This is a genomic window from Prosthecobacter sp., from assembly GCF_029946185.1.
GTDB lineage: Bacteria > Verrucomicrobiota > Verrucomicrobiia > Verrucomicrobiales > Verrucomicrobiaceae > Prosthecobacter.
The window spans coordinates 24,038-46,224 of record NZ_JAQSEA010000052.1 but is presented as its reverse complement, the minus strand read 5'-3'; the positions used below and the strand labels follow the sequence as shown (position 1 = coordinate 46,224).

Here is a 22,187-nt window from a genome sequence, read left to right as displayed (position 1 = left end):
AAGGCAAAATCTACAAGCAAAACGCGCCGCGAGGTTCGTTATAGATTTGGACGACCCCCACAATGACTCGCTATCTACTCACCCCTGTCGCGGCTGCGGCTACTGCCCTCGCGCTCCTCATTCCCTCGGCGCAAGCGGAGACCAATTTTGGCCAGGTGGCCATGCATGTGGCCTACATGCTGCAAAACCACCACTACTCGAAGCAGGACTTTGACGACAAGGTGTCCGGCGAGATGCTGCACAACTACCTGAACATGCTCGACTTCAAGCACATCTTCTTCACCGAGCAGGATGTCGCGGGTTTCAAGGATAAGTATGAGACCACGCTCGACGACCATGTGCTGATGCGGAACATCAGCCCCGCCATCGAGATCTATGACATCTACAAGGCGCGCGTGAAAGAGCGCGTGGACTTCCTCAAGAAGGCGCTGGACTCCAACCAATTCTCCTTTGATTCGAAGGACACGATTGAGATCAAGCGCGACAAAGCGCCATGGCCGAAGGACAAAGCCGCCCAAGACAAGCTCTGGATCGAAATCATCGAAGACAATCTGCTCGCTGAACGCATCGCAGATGAAACGCGTGAGCGTGATGAAAAGAAGAAGGCGGAAAAGGCTGCCGCCAAGAAAACCAACGCCGCAGAGGTCAAGGCGGCGATAACGCCGGACACCCAAAAGGTGGAGCCCCCCGACCCCGACGCTCCTAAAATCGCCGCCAAAATTGAACCCAAAATTGAAACCAAGAAGGAAAAAGACAAAGACAAGGACCTGAGTCCGAAAGAGCGCATTCTCAAAGACTACCAGCGCCTGCTTGAGAGCATCGACGAGAACGACACCAAGGATGTGGTGAATTTCTTCCTCTCCAGCCTCGCCACCGCCTATGACCCGCACACCGAGTACATGAGCACGGATGAGAGCGACAACTTCAAAATCCACATGCAGCACCAGCTCGTCGGCATTGGTGCACTCCTCGGCCAGAAGGATGACGGCGCTGAAATCCAGGGCATCGTCGTCGGTGGTCCAGCGGACAAGCAGGGTGAGCTCAAGCTCAATGACCGCATCATCGCCGTCGCCCAGGGCGATGAAGAATTTGTGGATGTGAAGTATCTCAAGCTGCAGAAGATCGTCGATATGATCCGTGGTGAGCTGAACACCACCGTCCGCATCAAGATCGTCCCCGCTGACGATCCTTCCGGCAATCGCATCATCGCCATCGTGCGTGACAAAGTTCCGCTCAAGGAGAAGCTCGCCAACGCCGAACTCCTCGTCACTCCTCCGGATCTCGGCAAGGCGCTCAAGGTCGGCTGGATCAACCTCTCCAATTTCTACGCCGACATGGAAAACGGCACGGTCAGCACGAGTGTGGACGTGGAGCGCCTGCTGCGCCGCCTGATGAAGGAAAAGATCGACGGCCTCGTGCTTGACCTGCGCGACAATGGTGGTGGCTCCTTGGATGAAGCCATCAAGCTCACCGGCCTCTTCATTCCTGCCGGCCCCGTGGTTCAGGCCAAGGACTGGCGCGGCAGCATCACCTGGCGCGACTGCGAAAACGAGAAGCCCGTGTATGACGGCCCCATGATCGTTCTCATCAACAAGGCCAGTGCCTCCGCCTCCGAGATTTTGGCGGCAGCACTGCAGGACTACCGCCGCGCGCTCATCGTGGGTGACAAGTCCTCATTCGGCAAAGGCACTGTGCAGACCATCCTCCCGGTCGAACGTTACATGCCCTTCTTCAGCGACAAAAAAGGCGCTGGCGACCTCAAGGTGACGATCCAGAAGTTCTACCGCATCGCCGGTGGTTCCACCCAGCTCAAAGGTGTCGAATCCGACATCCCGCTGCCTTCGATCCGTGATGTACTCGACATCGGCGAATCCTCCGCTGAAAACCCACTGCCCTACGACACCATCCCGCCGAGGAAGTACCCCCTCTTCCGCAAAGACCCGTTTCCAATTGACGAGATCAACGCCCGTGTGAAGAGCCGCGTCGCCGCCAATCCGGAGTTCCAAAACGTGGTTGAGGAGTCCAATCGCCTGAAGGAAAAAATCGACCGCAACACCATCTCTTTGAATCTGCAGGATCGTGAGAAGGAACGCCTCGACACCGAAGCTCGCCGCGACAAGCAGATCGAGGAGCGTGCCAAGCGCGCCAAGGAAGTCGCTGAGCGCATCAAAGACAACGGATTCAAATCCTACCACCTCACGCTCGACAATGTGGACAAGCCTGACCTGGTGCCCGAGTCTGCTTTCAGCAAGGAAATGAATTCCGGCATGCGCACCGCCACCAATGAAGACGACAGCGGCAATGACGGTTCCAAGTTTTCCTACGGCATCGAGCCCGTGAAACTTGAGACCATCCATGTCCTCCGTGATCTTCTTGAGCTTGATCATAAGCCCACCACTGCGGCCAAAACCGAGGATAAAACGCCGGTCGGTGCCAAGCAACAGGCACAGTAATGACCCTCCAGTCATCTGGCCTTCCCGCACATCCAACTGCCAGCACACAGCGAATGCAGGTCGGCATCATCACTGTTTCTGACCGTGCCAGCCAGGGCGTCTATGAGGATCTTGGCGGCCCGGCGTTGAAACAGGCGGCGGAAGGTTACGGCTGGGGGGTCGCTGCTGAGGCGATCATCCCAGATGACCTTCCGCTCATTCAGGAGGCGATCCGTTCCTTCTCGGCTCAAGGCTGTGCTCTCATCCTCACCACGGGCGGAACGGGCATCGCCGAGCGTGATGTCACTCCCGAGGCCATTCGCGGCATCATGCGCGTGGAGATTCCCGGCTTTGGCGAACTGATGCGCATGAAGTCGCTCGAAGTGACTCCAAACGCTATTCTCTCCCGCAGTTTGGCGGCGGTGGTTGGCCGCAGCCTCGTCATCGCCCTGCCCGGAAAACCGCAGGGTGCCGTCGAGTGCCTTGGTTTTGTGCTGGGTGCCATTCCGCACACTGTGAAGCTTGCCCAGCGCGTGCCCACGAGTTGCTAAGGTAACAGTTCGCATGCTCCTCTAAGATTTCCGCGGGGCCGCATACAGCCGATTGGGACAGGATTCACAGGATTCCAGATTCGGAAATCCTGCATAATCTTGTCATCTTGTTAATCCTGTCTTGGTAACGCCGTGTTGAATTTGAGCTCGCAGTTCCTCCAAGGCTTTCAGGCCAAGGGGGGCGCTGGGCAGCAGGAAGCCGATTGGGACAGGATTCACAGGATTCACAGGATTCACAGGATTCACAGGATTCCGGATTGGGAACCCTATCTCATCCCTTCCTCTGTCTAGAACGGTGGAGCGAAGCAGGTGTAAAAGCAGCTCATTTGCGGCTGGACTTGCCATTGGGGTCGCGATTACAACTGCGGTGTCAGCCAAATAATTCCCATGAAACGCATTCCTGTTTCCTCCCGCCGTCAGTTCCTCACGAAGTCTGCCGTCGCCATCGGCTTTCCTACCATCATTCCGGCCAGCGTGATTGGGCAGAATGCACCCTCCAGCAAGATCACCATGGCCGTCTTCGGCTGGGGTATGATGGGGCCGAGCAATACCGGCAAATTCCTGCAGGAGCAGGACTGCCAGATTGTCGCCGCTTGTGACATCGACAAAGGCAACCTGCGGAAGGCGTTGGATACGATCAATGGCGCTTACAAGAACCAGGATTGCAAACCTTACCACGACTACCGCGAAGTCATGGCGCGCAAGGACATCGATACCGTCATGCTGGCGCTGCCGGACAACTGGCATGCGCTTACCGCCATTGAAGCCGCGAAGAACGGCAAGGACATCTATGGCGAGAAGCCGCTGGCGCGCACCATCGCGGAGCAGCAGGCCATTGTGAAAGCGGTGCAGAAGCACGGGCGTGTCTGGCAGACCGGCTCTTGGCAGCGCAGCGAGGACAATTTTCGCATCGGTGCTGAAATCGTGCGTAACGGTCTGATTGGAAAGTTGAAGGAAGTGCATGTGGGCCTGCCAAGCGGACACAACGATTTCGCCAAAACCGGCGACAAGCGTAGCGTTACACCACCGCCTGCTGAACTTGATTACGAAATGTGGATCGGCCCGGCGACGATGCAGGACTACATCGAGTGCCGCGTGCACAAGAACTGGCGCTGGGATTACAACATCGGCGGCGGCCAGTTGCTCGACTGGGTCGGCCACCATTGCGACATCGCCCACTGGGGCATGGACATGGACAGCAGCGGTCCGATTGAGGTCAGCCCCATCCAGGTGGACATGCCACCGCGCACTGACATCTGGAACACCGCCACGAAGTATCGTGCCGAAGCGAAGTATGCGGGAGACATCACCATGACCATCGCAGGCGGCCACGACGACATTAAGATGGGCACCAAGTGGATCGGCACCGACGGCTGGGTCTATGTGAATCGTAGCGGCGCTTTCGACTGCTCGAATCCAGCCTTCAAACAGCTGGTCAAAAAGCGGAAGGACGAGAAGGATCCGAAGAGCGAGATCATCGAAGTCGCCAAAGCGCCGAAGCTGGGAGACGACATCATCAAGACACGACTCTACGAAACGAAGGGGCACCATCGCAACTTCCTCGACTGCGTGAAGAGCCGCCAGCCCACCGTCACCCCGGTGGAAACAGCGCACCGCAGCGCCACGCCGGGCCACCTCGCGCTGATTTCATTCCTCACCAACCGTGCCATCAAATGGGATCCCGTGAAGGAAGAGATCATCGGCGATGCGGATGCTTCCAAGCTGCTCACGCGCGAGTATCGTGGGCCGTGGAAGCTGGAGGTGTAGCCGAGTCTTTTTGTAGGTTGGGTGTGTTTGGCGCGCTGCGGTAATTATCGACCTCAGTTCACTTCGCCAAACCGCCCGACTTCGAGGACGCTCTTATGCCGGTGTGTTTGCCACATGCTCGCAGACGGGCGGGCTTTCGCCACACCCATCTTACTCCAGCTACGCGATCACATCGCGCAGCACGTTCCCATGTACATCCGTGAGCCGCAAATCGCGACCACTGAAGCGGTAGGTGAGCTGCTCGTGATCAATGCCCATGAGGTGAAGCACGGTGGCCCACATGTCATGGACGGAGCAGGGATTTTCTATGGCGTGGTAGCCGAGGTCGTCTGTGCCGCCGTAGATGTGGCCGGGCTTGACGCCGCCCCCGGCCATCCAGATGGTGAAGCCATAGGGATTGTGATCGCGGCCATCGGTGCCTTGCGCGAAGGGCGTGCGGCCAAATTCTCCGGCCCAGATGACGAGGGTGCTGTCGAGCAAGCCGCGTGATTTGAGGTCCTTGACGAGCGCGGCAATGGGCTGGTCCACCTGATGCGCCATGTTGCCGTGGCCCTTTTTGATCTCGCCATGCTGATCCCATGGATTCGCCGCCTGACCACCACCGAGTGTTTGCGGAAGGCAGCTCAGCTCCACAAAGCGTACGCCGCGCTCCACCAGACGCCGTGCCAGCAGGCACTGATGCGCATAGGCGGTGCGTGGGGAGTCGGGCCCATCCATGCCGTAGAGTTGCTTCGTTGCTGCGGTCTCGCCGGAGATGTCGCACAGTTCCGGCACGGCGGACTGCATGCGCCAGGCCATCTCGTAGTTTGAAATGGCGGCCTCCACGTGCATGTCATGCTGCGTGGTGCTGACAAAGCGGCGATCCATCGCGCCGATGAAGTCGAGTTGCTTGCGTTGTATGTCGCGCGGTTGGTGGGCGCGGATGTTTCGCACTGCTTCGTCCACGTCTGCCTGTACGATGCTGGCCTGATGCTGCGCGGGCAGGAAGCCATTGCTGAACACACCCACGCCGCCATGCGGCACAGTGGCGCCACCGCTTTGCAGGACGATGTAGCCGGGAAGATCACGCGATTCCGTGCCGAGACCGTAGCTGGCCCATGCGCCTGCGCTCGGATAACCGAGGAAGGGGAAGCCGCTGTGCATGAAGAAATTTCCCTGCGCATGCTCGCTGAACTTCGCCGTCATGCTGCGGATGACGCAGAGCTCATCTGCGACCGTGGCCATGTGCGGAAAGAGCTCGCTCACCGGCGTGCCACTCTGCCCACGCTGGCGGAACTCCCAGTGGGCGGGCTGCACGGTGCCGTTGTTGTTGAACTGCGTTTTCTGCACCTCGACCGGCATGGGCTGGCCCGCGTACTTTTCCAGCAGCGGCTTCGGATCAAACGAATCCAGGTGCGAGACCCCGCCGCTCATGTAACAGAAGATCACGCTGCGTGCTTTGGGCGCAAAACGCTTCGCACGATTCACCGGCGACTCCGCCTGCATCAGGCCGGCCAATGCAGCCATGCCAAAGCCGCTGGAGGCATTGGCGAGAAGCTGGCGGCGTGAAAGGTGAGTATTCATCAAGCGATGATGTCTTTGAGTACGTTTCCATGTACGTCAGTCAGGCGAAGGTCTCGCCCGCTGAAGCGATAGGTGAGCTGTTCGTGGTCGATGCCCATCAGATGAAGTACGGTCGCCCACATGTCATAGACGCTGGAGATGTTCTCGACGGCGTTGTAGCCGAAGTCGTCGGTGGCACCATGGACGTGACCGCCTTTGACGCCGCCGCCGGCCATCCAAACGGTGAAGCCGTAGGGGTTGTGGTCTCGCCCGTTTGAGCCCTGAGCAAAGGGTGTGCGGCCGAATTCGCCAGCCCAGACGACGAGGGTGCTATCGAGCAGGCCGCGTGATTTGAGATCCTTGATGAGCGCAGCAATAGGCTGGTCGATTTGATTCGCCATCTTGCCGTGGCCTTCTTGAAGTGCGCTGTGGTGGTCCCATGGATTGGAGCCGTTGCCGCCACCGATGTTGTAAGCGAGCGTGCTGAGCTCGATGAAGCTCACCCCGCGTTCGACGAGACGCCGCGCGAGCAAACACTGACGGGCATAGGCGGCTTTTTTCGGCTCGGGATCGTCGAGGCCGTAGAGTTTCTTGGTCGCTTCGGTCTCACCGGAGATGTCGCAGAGATCCGGCACGGCGGACTGCATGCGCCAGGCCATCTCGTAGTTTGAAATGGCGGCCTCGACGTGCATGTCATGCTGCGTGGTGCTGATGAAGCGGCGGTCCATCGCGCCAATGAAATCGAGCTGTTTACGCTGCATGTCCTGGGGCTGGCGTGGGCGGATGTTGGCCACGGCTTCGGTTTCATCCGCCTTCACGATGCTTGCCTGATGCTGCGCGGGCAGGAAGCCGTTGCTGAACAATCCCACGCCGCCATGCGGAGTGGAGGCACCACCGCTTTGCAGCACGATGTAGCCCGGCAGATCGCGTGATTCGGTGCCGAGGCCGTAGCTCGTCCACGCACCGGCGCTGGGATAGCCGAGGAATGGAAAGCCGGTGTGCATGAAGAAATTACCCTGCGCGTGCTCACTGAATTTGGAGGTCATGCCACGGATCATGCACAGCTCATCCGCCACACCTCCGACCTGCGGAAACAGATCGCTCACTTCGAGCCCGGAGCGCCCGTAACGTTTAAAGTCCCAAGCCGAGGGCTGCACCGTGCCGTTGTTGTTGAACTGCGTTTTCTTCACCTCGCCGGGCATCGGCTTGCCTGCAAATTTCGCCAGCATTGGCTTGTGATCGAACGAATCGACATGCGACACACCGCCGCTCATGTAGAGAAAGATCACACTACGTGCCTTCGGTGCGAATTTCTGAGCACGATGAATGAGCGGTGTATCCGCAAGCGCCTGCTCTTGCATGAGGCCTGCAAGCGCGACCATGCCAAAGCCGGTGGAAGAGCGAGAGAGGAACTGGCGACGATTGATCGTATTCATTGCAGGTAAATGAACTCCTTCAGGTTGATGAGCGACTGCGCGAGGCTGGTCCAGGCTTGGAGGGCGGGATCGTCGCTGGCGGTGGTGCGCAAAGATTCGAGCTGGGCGGACTGCTGCTTGCGCCGGGTGTTGAGTTTGACGAGTTGATTGCGCTGCTCCGCTGTGAGAGTGGCAACGATGTCGGCCTCGGTGATGGAGCTGGATTCGATGCGGGCGGTTTGGGAGATCTCTTCCGGCGTCAGTGCGCGATCATAAATGCGGGCGCGGAAGATGCGGCCGGTCAGACCTTTGTTGCCTGCGGGGGAGCCGTGGCGGCAGCCGAGGAGAACTTCGGAGGTGTCGGCTTCAAAGATCGCAGCGGGTGCTTTGCGGTAGGTGCGGCCGTAGGGCTTGCCATCGCGGTAACCGCTGATGGTGCCATCGGGCTGATACACGACGGCGATGTGCACGGGGCGCGTGGTGGCTTCGGTTTCGGCGCTGCCTTCGAAGAGTTCGCTGCGGTCAAAGAAGTTGCTGCCAGCCACCCAGTGCTGCGGCGTTTTCTCCGCAAAAACGATGGAGTCAAACAGCACGCCGTCCTTGCCCTGAACGGTGAGCACGCCGCCGCCGCGCTGGGCGAGGTTATCCAGCATGACCCAAGCTTCGAGGGTTTTGGTTTTAACTTTCTTCGGCAGCGAGCCGGATTTCGCCATCGACTTGCCATCGAGAATGAGCGCGCCTTTTTCAATGCGGGCATTGCCGACGAGTTCGAGATTCATGCGGCCTTTGGTGTCTTTGGCATCCTTGTCAAAGGTCCACTCGGCCAGCGGTTCCGGAGTGTTCAAAGGTATGGCGGGAAGTTTGAGCTCGGACTGCAGCTTGAGGCGTGAGGGATCGAGGATGGCGGTGATCTGGCGGTTCAGATCCGCTACTTGCTGCTCTTGAAAGGCGAGTTCTTTGGCACGCTCGTTGTTTTCCTGCTGCGAGGACGCGAGGTAGGCGAGGCTTTGCTGCACTTCATCCGGCGTGGCTTCACGGGCGAAGGCTTCCTGGAACATCTCTTTCACGCGCTGTTCGTCTGCGACCTTGGTGGAGCGCAGCGCCCATTCGCGAGACCAGCGTATGACGTTGTTGTCATTGAGCAGGGTGAGGGATTGCGCGGGGACGTTGGTGGTGTCGCGCTTGCCACGGGTGATGAATGGCACGGGCATGTCGAAGGTGGTGAGGAAAGGATCAAGCGCGTTGCGGATGACTTTGACGTAGATGCTGCGGCGAGGTATGCCGCTGCCAACTGAATCACCGTAGAGTACGGGTTCGAGCCTGCCGGTCAGGGTGAGGATGGAATCGCGAATGGATTCGGCTTCGAGGCGATGAAGACTCCAATGACTCAGCAGCTTGTTTTCGGGGTCATTCTGCAAGGCAATCTCGGCGGCATGGGCGCTGCGTTGGAAGGCCTTGGAACTCACGATGAGCTTCAGCATGGTTTTGATGGAGCCGCCGCTGTCGATGAAGCGCTGGGCGAGGAAGTCGAGCAACTCGGGATGCGTGGGCAGTTCGCCGAGCTTGCCAAAATTATCGACGCTGGCGACGATACCACGACCAAAGACATGATGCCAGAGGCGATTGACAATGACGCGTGCGGTGAGCGGGTTGTTCTTCATGTCCGCCATGTGCTCGGCTAGCTGCAAACGACCGCTGCCTTTGGTATTGAAGGGTGTGGGATCGAGCGCATCAAGGAAGCGGCGCGGGACGATCTCTGTAGGTTGTTTGTGGTCGCCCCGGACAAACAGCGGAGCATCTTTGGCATCGGCTTCGATGACGCCGGGCACGCGGGTGGGCATGGGCAGACGGGCTTCGACTTCGCGGTAGCGCGTCACCAGCGTGGCCGCTTCTGGAATGTCTTTCAGGTGGTTCGGCAGCAGGCCCGAATGCAAGAGGCGGTTGAGCGCTTCGGCCTGGCTGTTGCTCAGTGTGCCCTGCTGCCATGCCTGGATGACTTCACTGGCGGAGAACTGCGTGCGCACTTCGGCCGAGGGCGGTGTTTTATCCTTCGTGATGAAGACATCCGTGAGGCCAAACCAAGAGCGTGCATCCTTGCTGTACTCGGCCGGCATGTCGGCGGAAGTGGTGATCTGAAGGAAGATCTCGTCGCCCTTCCAAAAATCGAGGTCGAGCGAGCGCCAGCCAAGCTTCTCGTCCTTGGACTCACTCAGCAGGACCGCTTTATGGATCGTGCCTGTGCGGGGATAGTTTTCCACCACGTACTTGGCCTTCACTCCGCCATTGCCAGCGACGCGAAACCAGAGGGTGCCGCCTTCGCATTTGAAGCGTTTGGAGAACACGACGGCGCGTTCCTTGGTGGTGAGCAGATTGCTAAAATAACCTCCGGGATAGATTTGCGAGACAATGCCATCGCCTTCAAGAGCGAGGGAGAATTCGCCTGCTTGGGTGAGGCTGACGCCATGGGTGAACCACTGATACTTGTCGAGGCCTGGATGCGCGGTGCCGGAGTTGTCGTAGGACACCGTCTTCGGTGCCACCTTCAGCCAGTGCGCAGCCACTTCGTCTTTGATCTGCTCCTTGAGCTTGGCGAGTTCTTCACGTTCCGCTTTGCCAGTGCCGGGTGCGTTCACATCAATGACGGCAGGGTGGGTGCTGGTGAAGATGCCGTAGAGGGCGTAGAAGTCGGCCTGGGAGATAGCGTCGAATTTGTGGTTGTGGCAGCGGGCGCAACTCACGGTGAGGGACTGGAAGGCCTTGGTGATCGTGTCGATCTGGTTGTCTGTGAAGGTGACCATTTCATCGAGGGAATCGACAGGAGAGAAGCCGTGCAGCACCATGCGCAACTGCGCGATGCCGATGGCGCTTTCATTGATGCCGTTCTTGATGCGTGGCTTGGGCAGCAGGTCTCCGGCGATGGCTTCCTTCACGAGTTGCGGATACGGCACGTCATCATTAAAGGCGCGGATGAGGTAGTCGCGGTACTGGTAGGCGTAGGGAATGGCGGGATCGCCTTCGGAGCCGTAGGTCTCGGCGTAGCGCACCCAGTCCATGAAATGGCGCGCCCATTTCTCGCCGAAGTGTGGGGAGGCGAGCAGGTCATCGATGCTCTGATTGCCTGAAGGTGGAAGTCCGGTCAGGATGTAGCTCATGCGGCGGCGCAGCGTCTGCGCATCAGCGGGAGGAGCGGCGGGGATGCCTTGCTTGTCGAGTTCCGCGTCGATGTAGTCATCGATGGTTTTGTTCGCGGGTTGCTTTGAGACGGGTTGAAAGGCCCACCACTGCTTGCGGCGTTCGAGAACGCTCTTCCATTCGGTCTCTTTGGCGATCTCCGCTTTGGAGGGCGGCGTGTCGCGGGGATCGGCGGCACCCTCGCGAATCCATTGCTCAAAGTCGGCGATGACTTTGTCGTCGAGCTTGGCTCCGGCTTTGGGCATCTTGAGGTCCTCGTGCTCGTGCTTGATGGACTGAACGAGGAGCGACGCGCCCGGATCGCCGGGCTTGATGACATCGCCGGATTCGCCACCGGCCTGCCAGCCGGGGCGGGAGTCGAGAACGAGATCGCCTTTTTTCTTGGTACCGGTGCTGTGGCACTCATAGCACTCCTGCGCGAGAATGGGGCGGATCTTGGCTTCGAAGAATTCGATTTGAGTGGGTGTGGGAGCAGCGAGAAGCTTGCCGCTGAGAAACAATGAAGAAGCGATTAAGGAGAACTTGTTCATGCCAGGAGCCTCCGGGTGATGGCTGCAGCGGCTTCGAGGCAGAGCTTACCGGCCTTTTCGAACTGGTCACGTTTCAGGCGATAAGAAGGGGACATGACGGTGATAGCCGCCACCGGGTAATGGTATTCGTCGAGGATGGCTGCGGCGACGCAATGGATGCCTTCGAGCCCTTCAGCGATGTCCGTGGCAAAGCCTCGCTTGCGAGTTTTGAAGAGATCGGTTTCGAGCGACTCGGGCGTGGCAAGCGTGTTTGGCGTGTACTGTTTGAGCTGCACGGCGGCGAAGAATTTTTCTAACTCCGCTGGTGGAAGATGCGCCAGCACGGCCTTGCCAGGGGCACAGGAATACATGGGCACCTGCAGCCCGACGGTGCTGCTGACCTTGATCGGCTGCGAGGAGATGCACTGCTCCAGCACGGTCATCTTGTGATTCACGCTGGCGAGTACCTGCGTGGTCTCGCCGGTTTCATCGCGCAGCCATTTGATGGACTCCAAGGCGCAGACGACGAGGCTTTTCTCGCGCACCTGTGGGCGTGAAAGGTCGAAGAGCTTGTTGGTGAGCACGAAGCGCTTGTCGTCCTCGCGGCGCTGGAGGTAGCCCCGGCTGTGCAGCGTGCCGGTGATGCGGAAGACGGAATTGACCGGTAGATCGAGCTCGCGGGCGATCTCGGTGAGGCTGAGTCCGGCGCGGTGGCGGCCGAGAAGTTCGAGGATGGCGAGCGTGCGTTCCGTGCCAGGCGCGAGCGAGTCGTCAGTGAGTGGGATGGCGGCTTCTTTGAGCATTCTGCATTTAGAAACGCTCCCGCAGGTGGAAAACTATCACTCAGCCACCATCCGGCCGAAATGAGCCGCCGTATCCCGGCTCATACAGTGCGAAGCCGAGCACAGGAGCCATGGCCTCAAAGTGCTTGTCCTGCGCATACACGCGGCAGATGAGCCTCACCGCGATGGTGGCGATGAGGACGTCATTGGCCGGTGCGGTGATGCCAGCGTCATGCAGTTTCCAGTTCTGGCGCACTGCCTCTATGTAGTCTGCTTCCGTGACGCGGATGTAGGGAAGGCAGGAGAAATCGGCGTTGAGTTGTTTGCGTTCCTCTTTGCGTGCGCCGCCTAGGACTTCAAGTATCACGGGTGAACACAATGTGGCCTCATAGGCATCGAGCAGGCCTTCGATGCCGACCTTGACCTCCAGACTGCCCGTGCGCCTGGAGGCCTCGATCCAAATGGAGGAATCGACAAGGACCATGGGTTAAATGATTTCGAGCGCTTCGATTTCAGAATTGGTGGAAGGGTAGTCATAGAACCCTTCGCGCAGACGCTTGCCGAACTCTTTCGCCCGCATCCGCTTCACATACTGCTCCACGGCTTTGGCGATGGCGGGACTCTTGTTTTTCTCCCCGGTTAACTCCATGGCGTCGGTGATGATTTCATCTTCAATATCGACTGTGATTCTCATGGGATTGAATGAAGAGTATATATGAGGATAAAACAAGTTAAAAAAGATGAAAAAAGAATCTGCATGTTTGAATTGATGCAGATCGTTGCATTCCAAGCTAGGGCGGGCATTCTGCATGGACATGAGCCAGGAAAAAGACCTCACATTGCTAGGACGTTCCGAAAATCGTCTCCCCACCTCGCCGGATGTGGCGGTGCTGGAGACGTTCCCAAATCGTACGCCAGGGCGGAACTATCGCATTCATCTCAGCGCGCCGGAATTCAGCTCGATCTGCCCGGTGACCGGGCAGCCGGATTCGGCGCATCTTGAGATTTACTACATTCCGGATGAGACCTGCGTGGAAACGAAGTCGCTGAAGTTCTATCTGGCCTCGTATCGCAATCACGCCTCCTTCAATGAGGCGATTGTGAACCGCGTGCTGGATGACATCGTGAAAGCGTGTGCGCCGAAGCAGGTGGTGGTGCGTGGGAAGTTTGGCGCTCGGGGTGGCATTCAGCTTACCTGCGAGGCGCGCTTTCCAGATATCGAAGAAACCCTGCGCCTGCCCGAATGAAAACGATCGTGCTGCTCTCCGGTGGGATGGACTCGGTGACGGCGCTCTACTGGGCGCGCAAGGAGTGCGAGGTCGTCGGAGCCGTGAGTTTTGACTACGGTGCGAAGCACAACCACCGCGAGATCCCGCTGGCTGCATGGCATTGCGCCCAGGCGGGGTTGCCGCATGACATCATCGACCTCGGCTTCATGAACCAGCACTTCGCCTCCGATCTGCTCAAATCAGGCGGGACGATCCCCGAGGGACATTACGCGGACGAAAACATGAAGAAGACGGTCGTGCCGTTTCGCAATGGCATCATGCTTTCCATCGCCTGCGGTCTGGCGGAAAGCCGTGAGGCTCAGGCGCTCGTCATCGCGGCGCATGCGGGGGATCATACGATCTATCCTGACTGCCGTGAGCCCTTCATGCAGGGCATGGCAGAGGCGATGCGCGAGGGCACGTATGCACGCATCGAACTGCTGCGACCTTTTATCCATCGCGACAAAGCGGGCATCGCCAAACTCGGGGACACCCTGGGGGTGGATTACGGCAAGACGTGGTCGTGCTACAAGGGCGGAGACTTCCACTGCGGAAAGTGCGGCACCTGTGTCGAACGCATCGAGGCGTTTGTGCTCGCCGGTCTTCACGACCCGACGGTTTACGATACCGAAATCTGAGCGGGAGGCAAAAAAAGAGGCGTGGGGCCGATGACGGCCCGCGCGCCTGACGATCACTTCATGTGTGCCGTTCCCGAAGGTCGAGCTTCGAATCTGTGATCAATGACTAGATCGTTGCTGCTCCTTCGGGCGGATGTGCCGTGATGAGTTTTCAACCAGCTAAGGCGTTGTGACGCGGCGACGGTGCGTGCGGACCATGTTGAGGTCCTTGAGCTTGCGCTGCAGGGTGCGGCGGCTCATGCCGAGCATCTCGGCGGCCACGGTGCGGTTGTTGCCGCTGCGTTGCAGTGCGGTGAGGATTAGCTGATGCTCGGCCTCCGTGATGTCGAGATCGCTCTTTGGCTTGATCGCAGGATCGGTGCTTTCTCCTGCGGGTGCATTGGCTGCATCCTTGGCGGCGATCAATGACGGGGCGCGCAAACCGATGCCGAGGCCGTTGGGATTGAGCAGGTAGGACGGCAGATGCTTGAGCATGACGCGGTTGCTGTTGCTCATGACCACGCCGTGCTCGATGGCGGAGCGCAGTTCGCGGATGTTGCCGGGCCAGTCGTAATTCATCATCGCGGGCAGGGCGTCTTCGCCGAGCGGCTTGTAGGCTTTGCCATTGGCTTTGGCGAGTTCCTTGAGGAAGTGATCCGCCAGCACGGAGATGTCGCTCTTGCGGGCGCGCAGCGGGGGGAGCTGGATGGTGACGACGCGCAAGCGCCAGTAAAGATCCTCACGGAAGGTGCCTGCCTCGACCATCTTGGCGAGGTCGCGATTCGTGGCGGCGATGACGCGGACGTCGATTGAAATGGGCTTGCTGCTGCCGACGCGTTCAATGGTCTGCTCTCCGAGGGCGCGCAGCAGCTTCACCTGGGTGCTGGCGTCGATCTCGCCGATTTCATCCAGGAAGAGCGTGCCGCCATTGGCCTGCTCAAAGCGGCCGATGCGGCGCTCCTGGGCACCGGTGAAGGCACCCTTCTCATGGCCGAAGAGCTCGCTTTCGAGGATCTGCGGGGAGAGCGCCGCGCAGTGCACGGAGACGATATTCGCCTTGGGCCGGCCACTGAGATTGTGAATGGCGCGGGCCACGAGCTCCTTGCCGGTGCCGCTCTCGCCTTCGATGAGCACGGTGGCGCGGGAAGGGGCCACCTGCTGGATGGTGTCGATGATGGGCTTCATCACCTCCGCCTGGCCGAGGATGCCTTCGATGGAGAATTTGCGCTCGACCTGCTGTTTCAGGGCGACGTTTTCGTGTTCCAGCGAGCGGCTGCGGAGGGCGCGCTTGATGAGGATCTCCACCTCGTCGAGGTTCAGCGGCTTGGTGACAAAATGGTAGGCACCTCGGCGCATGGCCTCCACGGCGGTATCGACGCTGCCATAGGCGGTCATCATGATGCAGACGGGCGGCTTGGTCAGCGCCAGGGCAGCTTCAAGCAGTTTCATGCCATCGTCCTCGCCGAGGCGGAGGTCGGTGAGCATGACGTCGATGCGGTCATGATTGAGATATTCCATCGCTTCGGCGGCGTTTGAGGCCACGTAGCAGTCGAAGTCATCCTCCAGCGAGAGGCGCAGGCCATCGCGGGTATGCTTTTCGTCATCGACGATCAGGACTGTGGCTTGGTCGGTCATGTGTGAAGGAATGTCACACTATGGAAGGGAAGGCGACGGCGGCAATCAAGGAGGTGGAATTATTGTTGACTGACCGTCTAGTCTAATTTAAGGCTCCGCTACTTTTACCGAAACCCCCATGGGCCGCACTTCTACTGCTAAAGACCGCTTAATTGACGCCATGATCGAACTGATCTGGGCGGGCAGCTACGGAAGCACCTCGGTGGATCATATCTGCGACAAGGCCGGGGTGAAGAAGGGGAGTTTCTACCACTTCTTTGAGTCTAAAACTGAACTGGCCGTCGCTGCGATCGAGCACGGCTGGACTGAGCACCGCAAGGAGTTGGACCAGATCTTTTCGCCCGTGGTGCCGCCGGTGGAGCGCATCTTGAACTGCTTCCGCAATTTCCGCCAGGAGCAGGAGGAGTTGTTTCAAAAGCACGGGCGGGTGCTGGGCTGTCCCATCCATTCACTCGGGGCTGAGGTCAGCACGGTGGACGAGCGCCTGCGCGACACGCTGCAGGAAATCCTGAGCCAGTTCATCCGCTACTATGAGAGCGCCATTCGCGATGCGCAGGCGCAGGGCAGCATCGTCACGCATGATGCGATGGCTTTGGCACGGATCGTGTTTGCTTACAGCGAGGGGCTGCTGCTCCACGCCCGCATGTGGAATGACCTTGGTCGCCTGGATGAATTCGAATCCGGAGCCAAGATCATCCTCGGCGTCAAGGGCTGATGCTGCTTATTCTTTTGCTTTCAAATTAACCGACTGGTCAACTTCATACCCCAAAACCAACGCGCCTCGTGAAACTTAAAACCCTCCTCCCCTTCGTCCTGCTCCTCGCTGCCTGTGGCAAACCGCCTGAGGGCGGCCACGGCGGTCAGATGCCTCCGGCCCCGGTGACACTCGCACCGGTCGAGCAGAAAGAACTCGTCGAGTGGGAGGAGTTCACGGGGCGCGTCGAGCCGATGGAGACGGTGGATTTGAAGCCACGCGTTTCCGGCTACATCACCGAAGTCCATTTCCAGTCCGGGGCCTTGGTCAACAAAGGGGATGTTCTTTTTACCATCGACCAGCGCCCGTTTGAGACTAAACTGCGTGCGACGGGTGCCGAAGTGGCGCGTGCCGAGGCCAATGCGCAGGCGATGAAGCGCGAGTTTGACCGGGTGAAGACCTTGCTCGCGGCTAAGGCCATCGCCCCGGAGCAGGCGGAAATGCGTGAGTCGATGAACCTGCAGGCGCTGGCCGGTCTGGAAGCCGCAAGGGCTGCGCAGCACAGTGCTGAGATTGAGTTCGAACACAGCTCAGTCAAGGCACCTATCAGCGGGCGCATCAGCCGTGCGATCACCACCACTGGCAACTTCGTCACTGCAGGAACGACGCTGCTCACGACCATCGTGACGGTGGACCCCGTGTATGTGTACTCGGACATTGACGAAAACAGCCTGCTCAAGATCCAGGCAATGCAGCGCGACAAGAAGATCCTCATGGATGGCGACGGTCGCATGCCCGTGGAGCTCCAGCTTTCGAACGAAACGGATTTTGCCCACAAGGGCCATGTGGAATCCTTCGACAACCGCCTCGATGCCAGCACAGGCAGCATGGTGCTTCGGGCCGAATTTTCGAACGCCGACGGCATGCTCACGCCAGGTCTCTTTGCGCGCATCCGCATCCCCATGACCGGCAAGTACAAGGCGCTGCTGGTTGATGAAAAAAGCATCCTTACCGATCAGGCGAACAAGTATGTGCTCGGCATTGATGAAACGAAGACACCCCCGATCTCGGTTTACAAACCGGTGGTGATTGGCCCGACCATCGACGGCAAGCGCATCATCCGCAGCGGCCTCGTGTTTGGCGACAAGATCATCGTGAACGGCATGGCGAGACTGCCGCAGCCAGGCATGCCGGTCGCGCCTTCGGCTCCTGCTGCTCCGGCGAAGGAAACGGCGGCCAAGTAATGGCATCGCGCACAACCCCTCACACGCTGCCATGAACTTTTCCCGTTTCTTCATCACGCGCCCCATTTTCGCGGGCGTGCTGTCGCTGCTGATCTTCATCCTCGGTACGATCTCGCTGTTCCAACTACCGATCTCCGAATACCCGGAAGTCGCGCCGCCGACCGTCATCGTGACGGCGACCTACCCCGGTGCGAATCCCAAGACAATCGCTGAAACCGTGGCGTCGCCATTGGAGCAGACGATCAACGGCATTGAAAACATGCTCTACATGTCGTCGCAGAGCACCGCCAATGGTGTGATGACGCTCACCGTCACGTTCAAGTTGGGCACGGACATCGACCTCGCGCAGGTGCAGGTGCAGAACCGTGTGGCTCAGGTGCTGCCGAAGCTGCCGGAGGAAGTGCGACGCTTTGGGGTCACCACGGTGAAGTCCTCGCCGAACCTGACGATGGTGGTGCATCTGCTCTCGCCGAATGATCGTTACGATCAGTTGTACCTGCGCAACTACGCCACGCTCAACGTGAAGGACGAAATCGCCCGCCTGCCCGGCGTTGGCCAGGTGCAGCTCTTTGGCGGTGGCGAATATGCGATGCGCGTGTGGATCGATCCCGACAAGGCCGCAGCACGCGGGCTGACCTCCTCGGATATCGTCAATGCCATCCGTGAGCAAAATGTGCAGGTCGCGGCCGGAGCCATCGGCCAGCAGCCGGTGAAAAATGACATCGCCTTTGAGCTGACCGTGAATGCTAAGGGCCGTCTGGTGAGCGAGCAGGAGTTTGAGAACATCATCGTCAAGATCGGCGAGCATGGCGAAAAACTGCGCCTCAAGGACGTTGCACGGCTTGAAATGGGGTCAAGCGAGTATGCGCTACGCAGCCTGCTAAACAACAAACGCGCCGTCGGTATTCCAGTGTTTCAGCTTCCAGGTGCCAATGCCCTGGAGCTGTCAAAATCCGTGCGTGCGAAGATGGAGGAACTGAAGGGTAAGTTTCCCGAAGGCATGGACTACGCTATCGCCTACGATCCGACTGTGTTCGTGGACAAGTCCATTGACGCCGTCATTCACACGCTCATCGAGGCGTTGCTGCTGGTCGTCCTCGTGGTGGTCATTTTCCTGCAAACCTGGCGTGCTTCGATTATTCCGCTCGCCGCTGTGCCGGTGTCACTGGTCGGCACCTTTGCCGTGATGCATCTGCTGGGCTTCTCGATCAACAATCTCTCGCTCTTCGGTCTTGTTCTAGCCATCGGCATCGTCGTTGATGACGCCATCGTGGTGGTGGAAAACGTCGAGCGTAACATCCGCAACGGTCTGAACCCAGTTGAAGCCACCAAGCAGGCGATGACGGAGGTGACAGGTCCGATTGTCGCCACAGCACTGGTGCTTTGCGCGGTGTTTATTCCGACTGCGTTCATCAGCGGACTCAGCGGTCAGTTTTATAAACAGTTCGCCGTCACCATCGCCATCTCGACGGTCATCTCGGCCATCAATTCGCTCACGCTCAGCCCCGCTCTTTCCGCGCTGCTGCTGAAGGATCATCATGCGAAGAAGGATATTCTGTCACGCATCATTGATGCGATGCTGGGTTGGTTCTTCCGCCCGTTTAACCGCTTCTTTGAGTGGTCGTCAAACGCTTATGTGGGCATGGTTAAGCGCATCATCCGCTTCAGCTTCGTCGCGGTCGTCATCTACTGCGGACTCGTGTGGGCGACGTGGAAAGGCTTCGAGATGGTGCCAACGGGTTTCGTCCCGGCACAGGACAAGCAGTACCTCGTCGGCTTTGCGCAGTTACCGGACGGTGCCTCGCTGGATCGTACCGAAGAAGTGATGCGCAAAATGTCGGAAATTGCTTTGAGTCATCCCGGCGTGAAGGACGCGATTGCCTTCCCCGGTTTGTCGATCCATGGCTTCAGCATCAGTCCTAACAGCGGCATCGTGTTTGTGGGTCTTGATGACTTCGAGGATCGCACGACGCCTGAGCTTTCGGGCGATGCCATCGCAGGTGCGCTGAATGGCAAGTTTATGGCCATTCAGGATGCAATGGTGCTGGTGCTATCACCGCCGCCGGTCAATGGCATCGGCACCACGGGTGGGTTCAAGATGATGATCCAGGACCGCAGTGACCAAGGTTATGCGGCTTTGTATCAGGCCACGCAGGGGCTCATTGGTGCGGCGTATGGCAGCGGGAAGCTCATGCAGGTTTATTCCGGCTACACGGTGAACGTGCCACAGCTGGAAGCTGACGTGGATCGTGAAAAAGCCAAGATGCAGGGCGTGCCGCTGGCGAATCTCTTCGAGACGCTGCAGATCAATCTCGGCAGTCTTTACGTGAACGACTTCAACCGCTTTGGCCGCACTTACCAGGTGGTGGCGCAGGCGGAGCCGCAATTCCGCGATGACGTCAAAGACATCACCCGTCTGAAAACACGCAATTTGGCCGGTGAGATGGTGCCCGTCGGATCGCTGATCAAGGTGAGCGAAAGCTTTGGGCCCGACCGCGTCACGCATTACAACGGCTACCTCTCGGCAGATTTGAATGGTGCCGCCGCACCGCCGCTCAGCTCGGGGCAGGGAGAGGCGGTGATCGCCGAACTCGCAAAATCGTTGCCACCAGGGTTTGAATTCCAATGGACCGAACTGGTGTATCAGAAGATCATTGCGGGCAACACAGCGATGTTTGTCTATCCGCTCTGCATCCTGCTCGTCTTCATGGTGCTGGCTGCGCAGTACGAAAGTTTGCGCCTGCCGCTGGCGATCATTTTGATCGTGCCGCTGTGCCTGCTGTTTGCCCTGGCCGGTGTGATGATCACGGGAGGTGACAACAACATCTTCACGCAGATCGGCTTCATCGTGCTGATTGGCCTGGCCTGTAAAAATGCCATCCTCATCGTGGAGTTTGCCAAGGAGAGATTCGACCACGGGCTGAGTGCTTTTGATGCGGCCATCGAAGCCTGCCGCCTGCGTCTGCGCCCGATTTTGATGACTTCCATCGCCTTCATCGCCGGTGTGTATCCGCTCGTTGTCTCCACCGGTGCGGGTGCTGAAATGCGCCGCGCCATGGGCACCGCCGTGTTTGCCGGCATGATCGGGGTGACCTTCCTCGGTCTGTTCTTCACCCCCGTGTTCTATGTGCTGGCAATGCTCGGCCACAAGAAAAAGACCACCGTTCCCGCCGCCGCTCTTCCAGCCCCTCATTGATCCTGTTATGCGTCTTCTCTTTTCACTTCTTCTTACGACCAGTGCTTTTGCTCAGGTCGGGCCGAATTACGAACGTCCTGACACGGTGGCACCACCGAACTACAAATCCGCCATCAAGTGGCGTGAAACGCGGCCGCTCGACTCCCTGCCCAAAGGCGACTGGTGGCGCGTGTTTGGTGATGCGAAGCTGAACGTTCTCATGGAGCGCGCCACGGCGCACAATCAAACGCTGAAGGCTGCGGTCGCACGCTTCGACCAAGCGCGTGCCGGCACAGGCATCGCCCGCGCCGCTTTCTTTCCCAGTGCGGACATCAATTCGGCTTTCACTTCGCAGCGGACCTCATCCAACATGCCGAGCCCCTTTCCTCTGGGCGGCCTGCATTATATGGGGCCGAGTTACTCTGTACCGGTTGATTTCACCTGGGAGCTGGATCTGTGGGGCAAGATCCGCCGCCAAGTGGAAAGCGCGCGTGCGGATGCCTCCGCCTCCGCGAGCCTGATGCAAAATGTGCTGCTCGGCATGCATGCCGATGTGGCCACGAATTACTTCCGCATCCGCGCTCTCGATGGCGAACTCAAAACTGTGCGTGACGCCGTCGGCTTGCGTGGGCAGGCGCTGAACATTGCGCGTGCACGGGTCAAGGCCGGCGCAGGCAGCGAATTGGAACAGGCGCAGGCCGAAACCGAAGTGGCCACCGCCGAGGCGGAAGTGAGCGCGCTGCAGAGTCAGCGCGACCAGCTTGAAAACGGCATCGCCCTGCTGACCGGCACGAATCCCAGCGCCTTCAGGCTAGGGGGTAATTCCAGCCTGCTGCCCACACCTCCCGGCATTCCCGCCGGAGTGCCCACCGATCTGCTGGAACGCCGCCCCGATGTGGCTGCTGCCGAGCGCACACTGGCCTCCGCCACCGCGCAGATAGGTGTCGTGAAAGGGAATTTCTTTCCCAGCATCAAATTGATCGGGAACGGCGGCTATCTCAGCGGAGATACGGCCACTCTCTTTGAGGTCAGCAGCCTCAACTGGAACGTCGGGCCCAGCATCAGCGTGCCATTGCTGGCCGGTGGGAAGACCCGGGCGGCATCCGAACGCAGCCGTGCCGCGCATGATGAGGCGCTCGCCAATTACCGGCAGTCCGTGCTTGTCGCTTTTAGCGATGTCGAAAATGCCCTCGCCGCTCTGCGCAATCTTGCCACACAGACGGAGGCGCAGCATCGCGCACGTGACAGCGCCCAAAAGGCAGCCGAAATCGCGCATGCACGCTACGAAGCGGGCACGAGCCCCTATCTGGATGTGATCGAGGCGAACCGATCGCTGCTTGCCACGCAGCGTGCTTGCGCCACGC

The 22,187-nt window shown here is 59.1% G+C and carries 16 protein-coding genes; 9 read left to right on the top strand and 7 right to left on the bottom strand.

The window, feature by feature from the left end; genetic code table 11:
- Positions 1-62 precede the first annotated feature (62 nt).
- The 3 genes from PSV43_RS03530 (at position 63) to PSV43_RS03520 (ending at position 4,750) form a co-directional block, all read left to right on the top strand.
- Positions 63-2,453, top strand: coding sequence for a carboxy terminal-processing peptidase (locus tag PSV43_RS03530; protein WP_300193839.1), 2,391 nt, complete (start codon positions 63-65; stop codon positions 2,451-2,453).
- A gap of 53 nt (positions 2,454-2,506) precedes the next feature.
- Positions 2,507-2,983, top strand: coding sequence for a MogA/MoaB family molybdenum cofactor biosynthesis protein (locus PSV43_RS03525; protein ID WP_300193838.1), 477 nt, complete (start codon positions 2,507-2,509; stop codon positions 2,981-2,983).
- Positions 2,984-3,370: 387 nt separating this feature from the next.
- Complete coding sequence (locus PSV43_RS03520; protein WP_300193835.1) at positions 3,371-4,750, top strand: Gfo/Idh/MocA family oxidoreductase; 1,380 nt, start codon at positions 3,371-3,373, stop codon at positions 4,748-4,750.
- A 159-nt stretch (positions 4,751-4,909) separates the two neighbouring features.
- Here the strand turns inward: PSV43_RS03520 and PSV43_RS03515 are convergent, their stop codons facing one another.
- From PSV43_RS03515 to PSV43_RS03490, 6 genes are read right to left on the bottom strand one after another with little or no spacing between them, the layout of a single operon-like run.
- Complete coding sequence (locus PSV43_RS03515; protein ID WP_300193833.1) at positions 4,910-6,313, bottom strand: DUF1501 domain-containing protein; 1,404 nt, start codon at positions 6,311-6,313, stop codon at positions 4,910-4,912.
- Positions 6,313-7,728, bottom strand: coding sequence for a DUF1501 domain-containing protein (locus PSV43_RS03510; protein WP_300193831.1), 1,416 nt, complete (start codon positions 7,726-7,728; stop codon positions 6,313-6,315). Before PSV43_RS03510 ends, PSV43_RS03515 begins: the two co-directional genes overlap by 1 nt.
- Positions 7,725-11,429 (bottom strand): DUF1553 domain-containing protein, encoded by a 3,705-nt coding sequence (locus PSV43_RS03505; protein ID WP_300193829.1) that lies wholly within the window; start codon positions 11,427-11,429, stop codon positions 7,725-7,727. Before PSV43_RS03505 ends, PSV43_RS03510 begins: the two co-directional genes overlap by 4 nt.
- On the bottom strand, positions 11,426-12,211 hold the full coding sequence (locus PSV43_RS03500; protein WP_300193827.1) for an IclR family transcriptional regulator: 786 nt from the start codon (positions 12,209-12,211) through the stop codon (positions 11,426-11,428). Before PSV43_RS03500 ends, PSV43_RS03505 begins: the two co-directional genes overlap by 4 nt.
- Positions 12,212-12,251: 40 nt before the next feature.
- Positions 12,252-12,674, bottom strand: a complete 423-nt coding sequence (locus PSV43_RS03495) for a PIN domain-containing protein (RefSeq protein WP_300193825.1) — start codon at positions 12,672-12,674, stop codon at positions 12,252-12,254.
- A gap of 3 nt (positions 12,675-12,677) precedes the next feature.
- Positions 12,678-12,884, bottom strand: a complete 207-nt coding sequence (locus tag PSV43_RS03490) for a type II toxin-antitoxin system VapB family antitoxin (protein ID WP_300193823.1) — start codon at positions 12,882-12,884, stop codon at positions 12,678-12,680.
- A gap of 121 nt (positions 12,885-13,005) precedes the next feature.
- Between PSV43_RS03490 and queF the strand changes: the two genes are divergently transcribed.
- Together queF and queC are read left to right on the top strand one after the other, a co-directional pair.
- Entirely contained in the window at positions 13,006-13,437 is a 432-nt protein-coding gene (gene queF / locus PSV43_RS03485) for a preQ(1) synthase (protein ID WP_300193821.1), read from the top strand.
- Positions 13,434-14,096 (top strand): 7-cyano-7-deazaguanine synthase QueC, encoded by a 663-nt coding sequence (queC, locus tag PSV43_RS03480; RefSeq protein WP_300193819.1) that lies wholly within the window; start codon positions 13,434-13,436, stop codon positions 14,094-14,096. The genes queF and queC overlap by 4 nt, the downstream gene beginning before the upstream one ends.
- Positions 14,097-14,255: 159 nt before the next feature.
- Here the strand turns inward: queC and PSV43_RS03475 are convergent, their stop codons facing one another.
- Positions 14,256-15,710 carry a sigma-54 dependent transcriptional regulator gene (locus PSV43_RS03475; RefSeq protein WP_300193817.1) on the bottom strand — a complete coding sequence of 485 codons (1,455 nt, stop codon included), beginning with the start codon at positions 15,708-15,710 and terminating at the stop codon, positions 14,256-14,258.
- A 160-nt stretch (positions 15,711-15,870) separates the two neighbouring features.
- Between PSV43_RS03475 and PSV43_RS03470 the strand changes: the two genes are divergently transcribed.
- The 4 genes from PSV43_RS03470 to PSV43_RS03455 all read left to right on the top strand — a co-directional run.
- On the top strand, positions 15,871-16,425 hold the full coding sequence (locus PSV43_RS03470; protein ID WP_300193815.1) for a TetR/AcrR family transcriptional regulator: 555 nt from the start codon (positions 15,871-15,873) through the stop codon (positions 16,423-16,425).
- A gap of 68 nt (positions 16,426-16,493) precedes the next feature.
- Positions 16,494-17,648, top strand: a complete 1,155-nt coding sequence (locus tag PSV43_RS03465) for an efflux RND transporter periplasmic adaptor subunit (protein ID WP_300193813.1) — start codon at positions 16,494-16,496, stop codon at positions 17,646-17,648.
- Between the two features lie 31 nt (positions 17,649-17,679).
- On the top strand, positions 17,680-20,844 hold the full coding sequence (locus tag PSV43_RS03460) for an efflux RND transporter permease subunit (protein ID WP_300193811.1): 3,165 nt from the start codon (positions 17,680-17,682) through the stop codon (positions 20,842-20,844).
- Positions 20,845-20,851: 7 nt separating this feature from the next.
- Positions 20,852-22,187: efflux transporter outer membrane subunit (locus tag PSV43_RS03455; protein ID WP_300193809.1), on the top strand; the 1,336-nt coding region annotated here is incomplete at its 3' end.

Excerpts from the sequence above, each read along its gene's own strand:
- PSV43_RS03475 (WP_300193817.1), bottom strand. The coding sequence starts at position 15,710 with ATGACCGACCAAGCCACAGTCCTGATCGTCGATGACGAAAAGCATACC.
- PSV43_RS03490 (WP_300193823.1), bottom strand. The coding sequence starts at position 12,884 with ATGAGAATCACAGTCGATATTGAAGATGAAATCATCACCGACGCCATG.
- PSV43_RS03510 (WP_300193831.1), bottom strand. The coding sequence starts at position 7,728 with ATGAATACGATCAATCGTCGCCAGTTCCTCTCTCGCTCTTCCACCGGC.
- PSV43_RS03460 (WP_300193811.1), top strand. The coding sequence starts at position 17,680 with ATGAACTTTTCCCGTTTCTTCATCACGCGCCCCATTTTCGCGGGCGTG.
- PSV43_RS03505 (WP_300193829.1), bottom strand. The coding sequence starts at position 11,429 with ATGAACAAGTTCTCCTTAATCGCTTCTTCATTGTTTCTCAGCGGCAAG.
- PSV43_RS03495 (WP_300193825.1), bottom strand. The coding sequence starts at position 12,674 with ATGGTCCTTGTCGATTCCTCCATTTGGATCGAGGCCTCCAGGCGCACG.
- PSV43_RS03525 (WP_300193838.1), top strand. The coding sequence starts at position 2,507 with ATGCAGGTCGGCATCATCACTGTTTCTGACCGTGCCAGCCAGGGCGTC.
- PSV43_RS03515 (WP_300193833.1), bottom strand. The coding sequence starts at position 6,313 with ATGAATACTCACCTTTCACGCCGCCAGCTTCTCGCCAATGCCTCCAGC.
- queF (WP_300193821.1), top strand. The coding sequence starts at position 13,006 with ATGAGCCAGGAAAAAGACCTCACATTGCTAGGACGTTCCGAAAATCGT.
- PSV43_RS03470 (WP_300193815.1), top strand. The coding sequence starts at position 15,871 with ATGATCGAACTGATCTGGGCGGGCAGCTACGGAAGCACCTCGGTGGAT.
- queC (WP_300193819.1), top strand. The coding sequence starts at position 13,434 with ATGAAAACGATCGTGCTGCTCTCCGGTGGGATGGACTCGGTGACGGCG.
- PSV43_RS03500 (WP_300193827.1), bottom strand. The coding sequence starts at position 12,211 with ATGCTCAAAGAAGCCGCCATCCCACTCACTGACGACTCGCTCGCGCCT.
- PSV43_RS03520 (WP_300193835.1), top strand. The coding sequence starts at position 3,371 with ATGAAACGCATTCCTGTTTCCTCCCGCCGTCAGTTCCTCACGAAGTCT.
- PSV43_RS03530 (WP_300193839.1), top strand. The coding sequence starts at position 63 with ATGACTCGCTATCTACTCACCCCTGTCGCGGCTGCGGCTACTGCCCTC.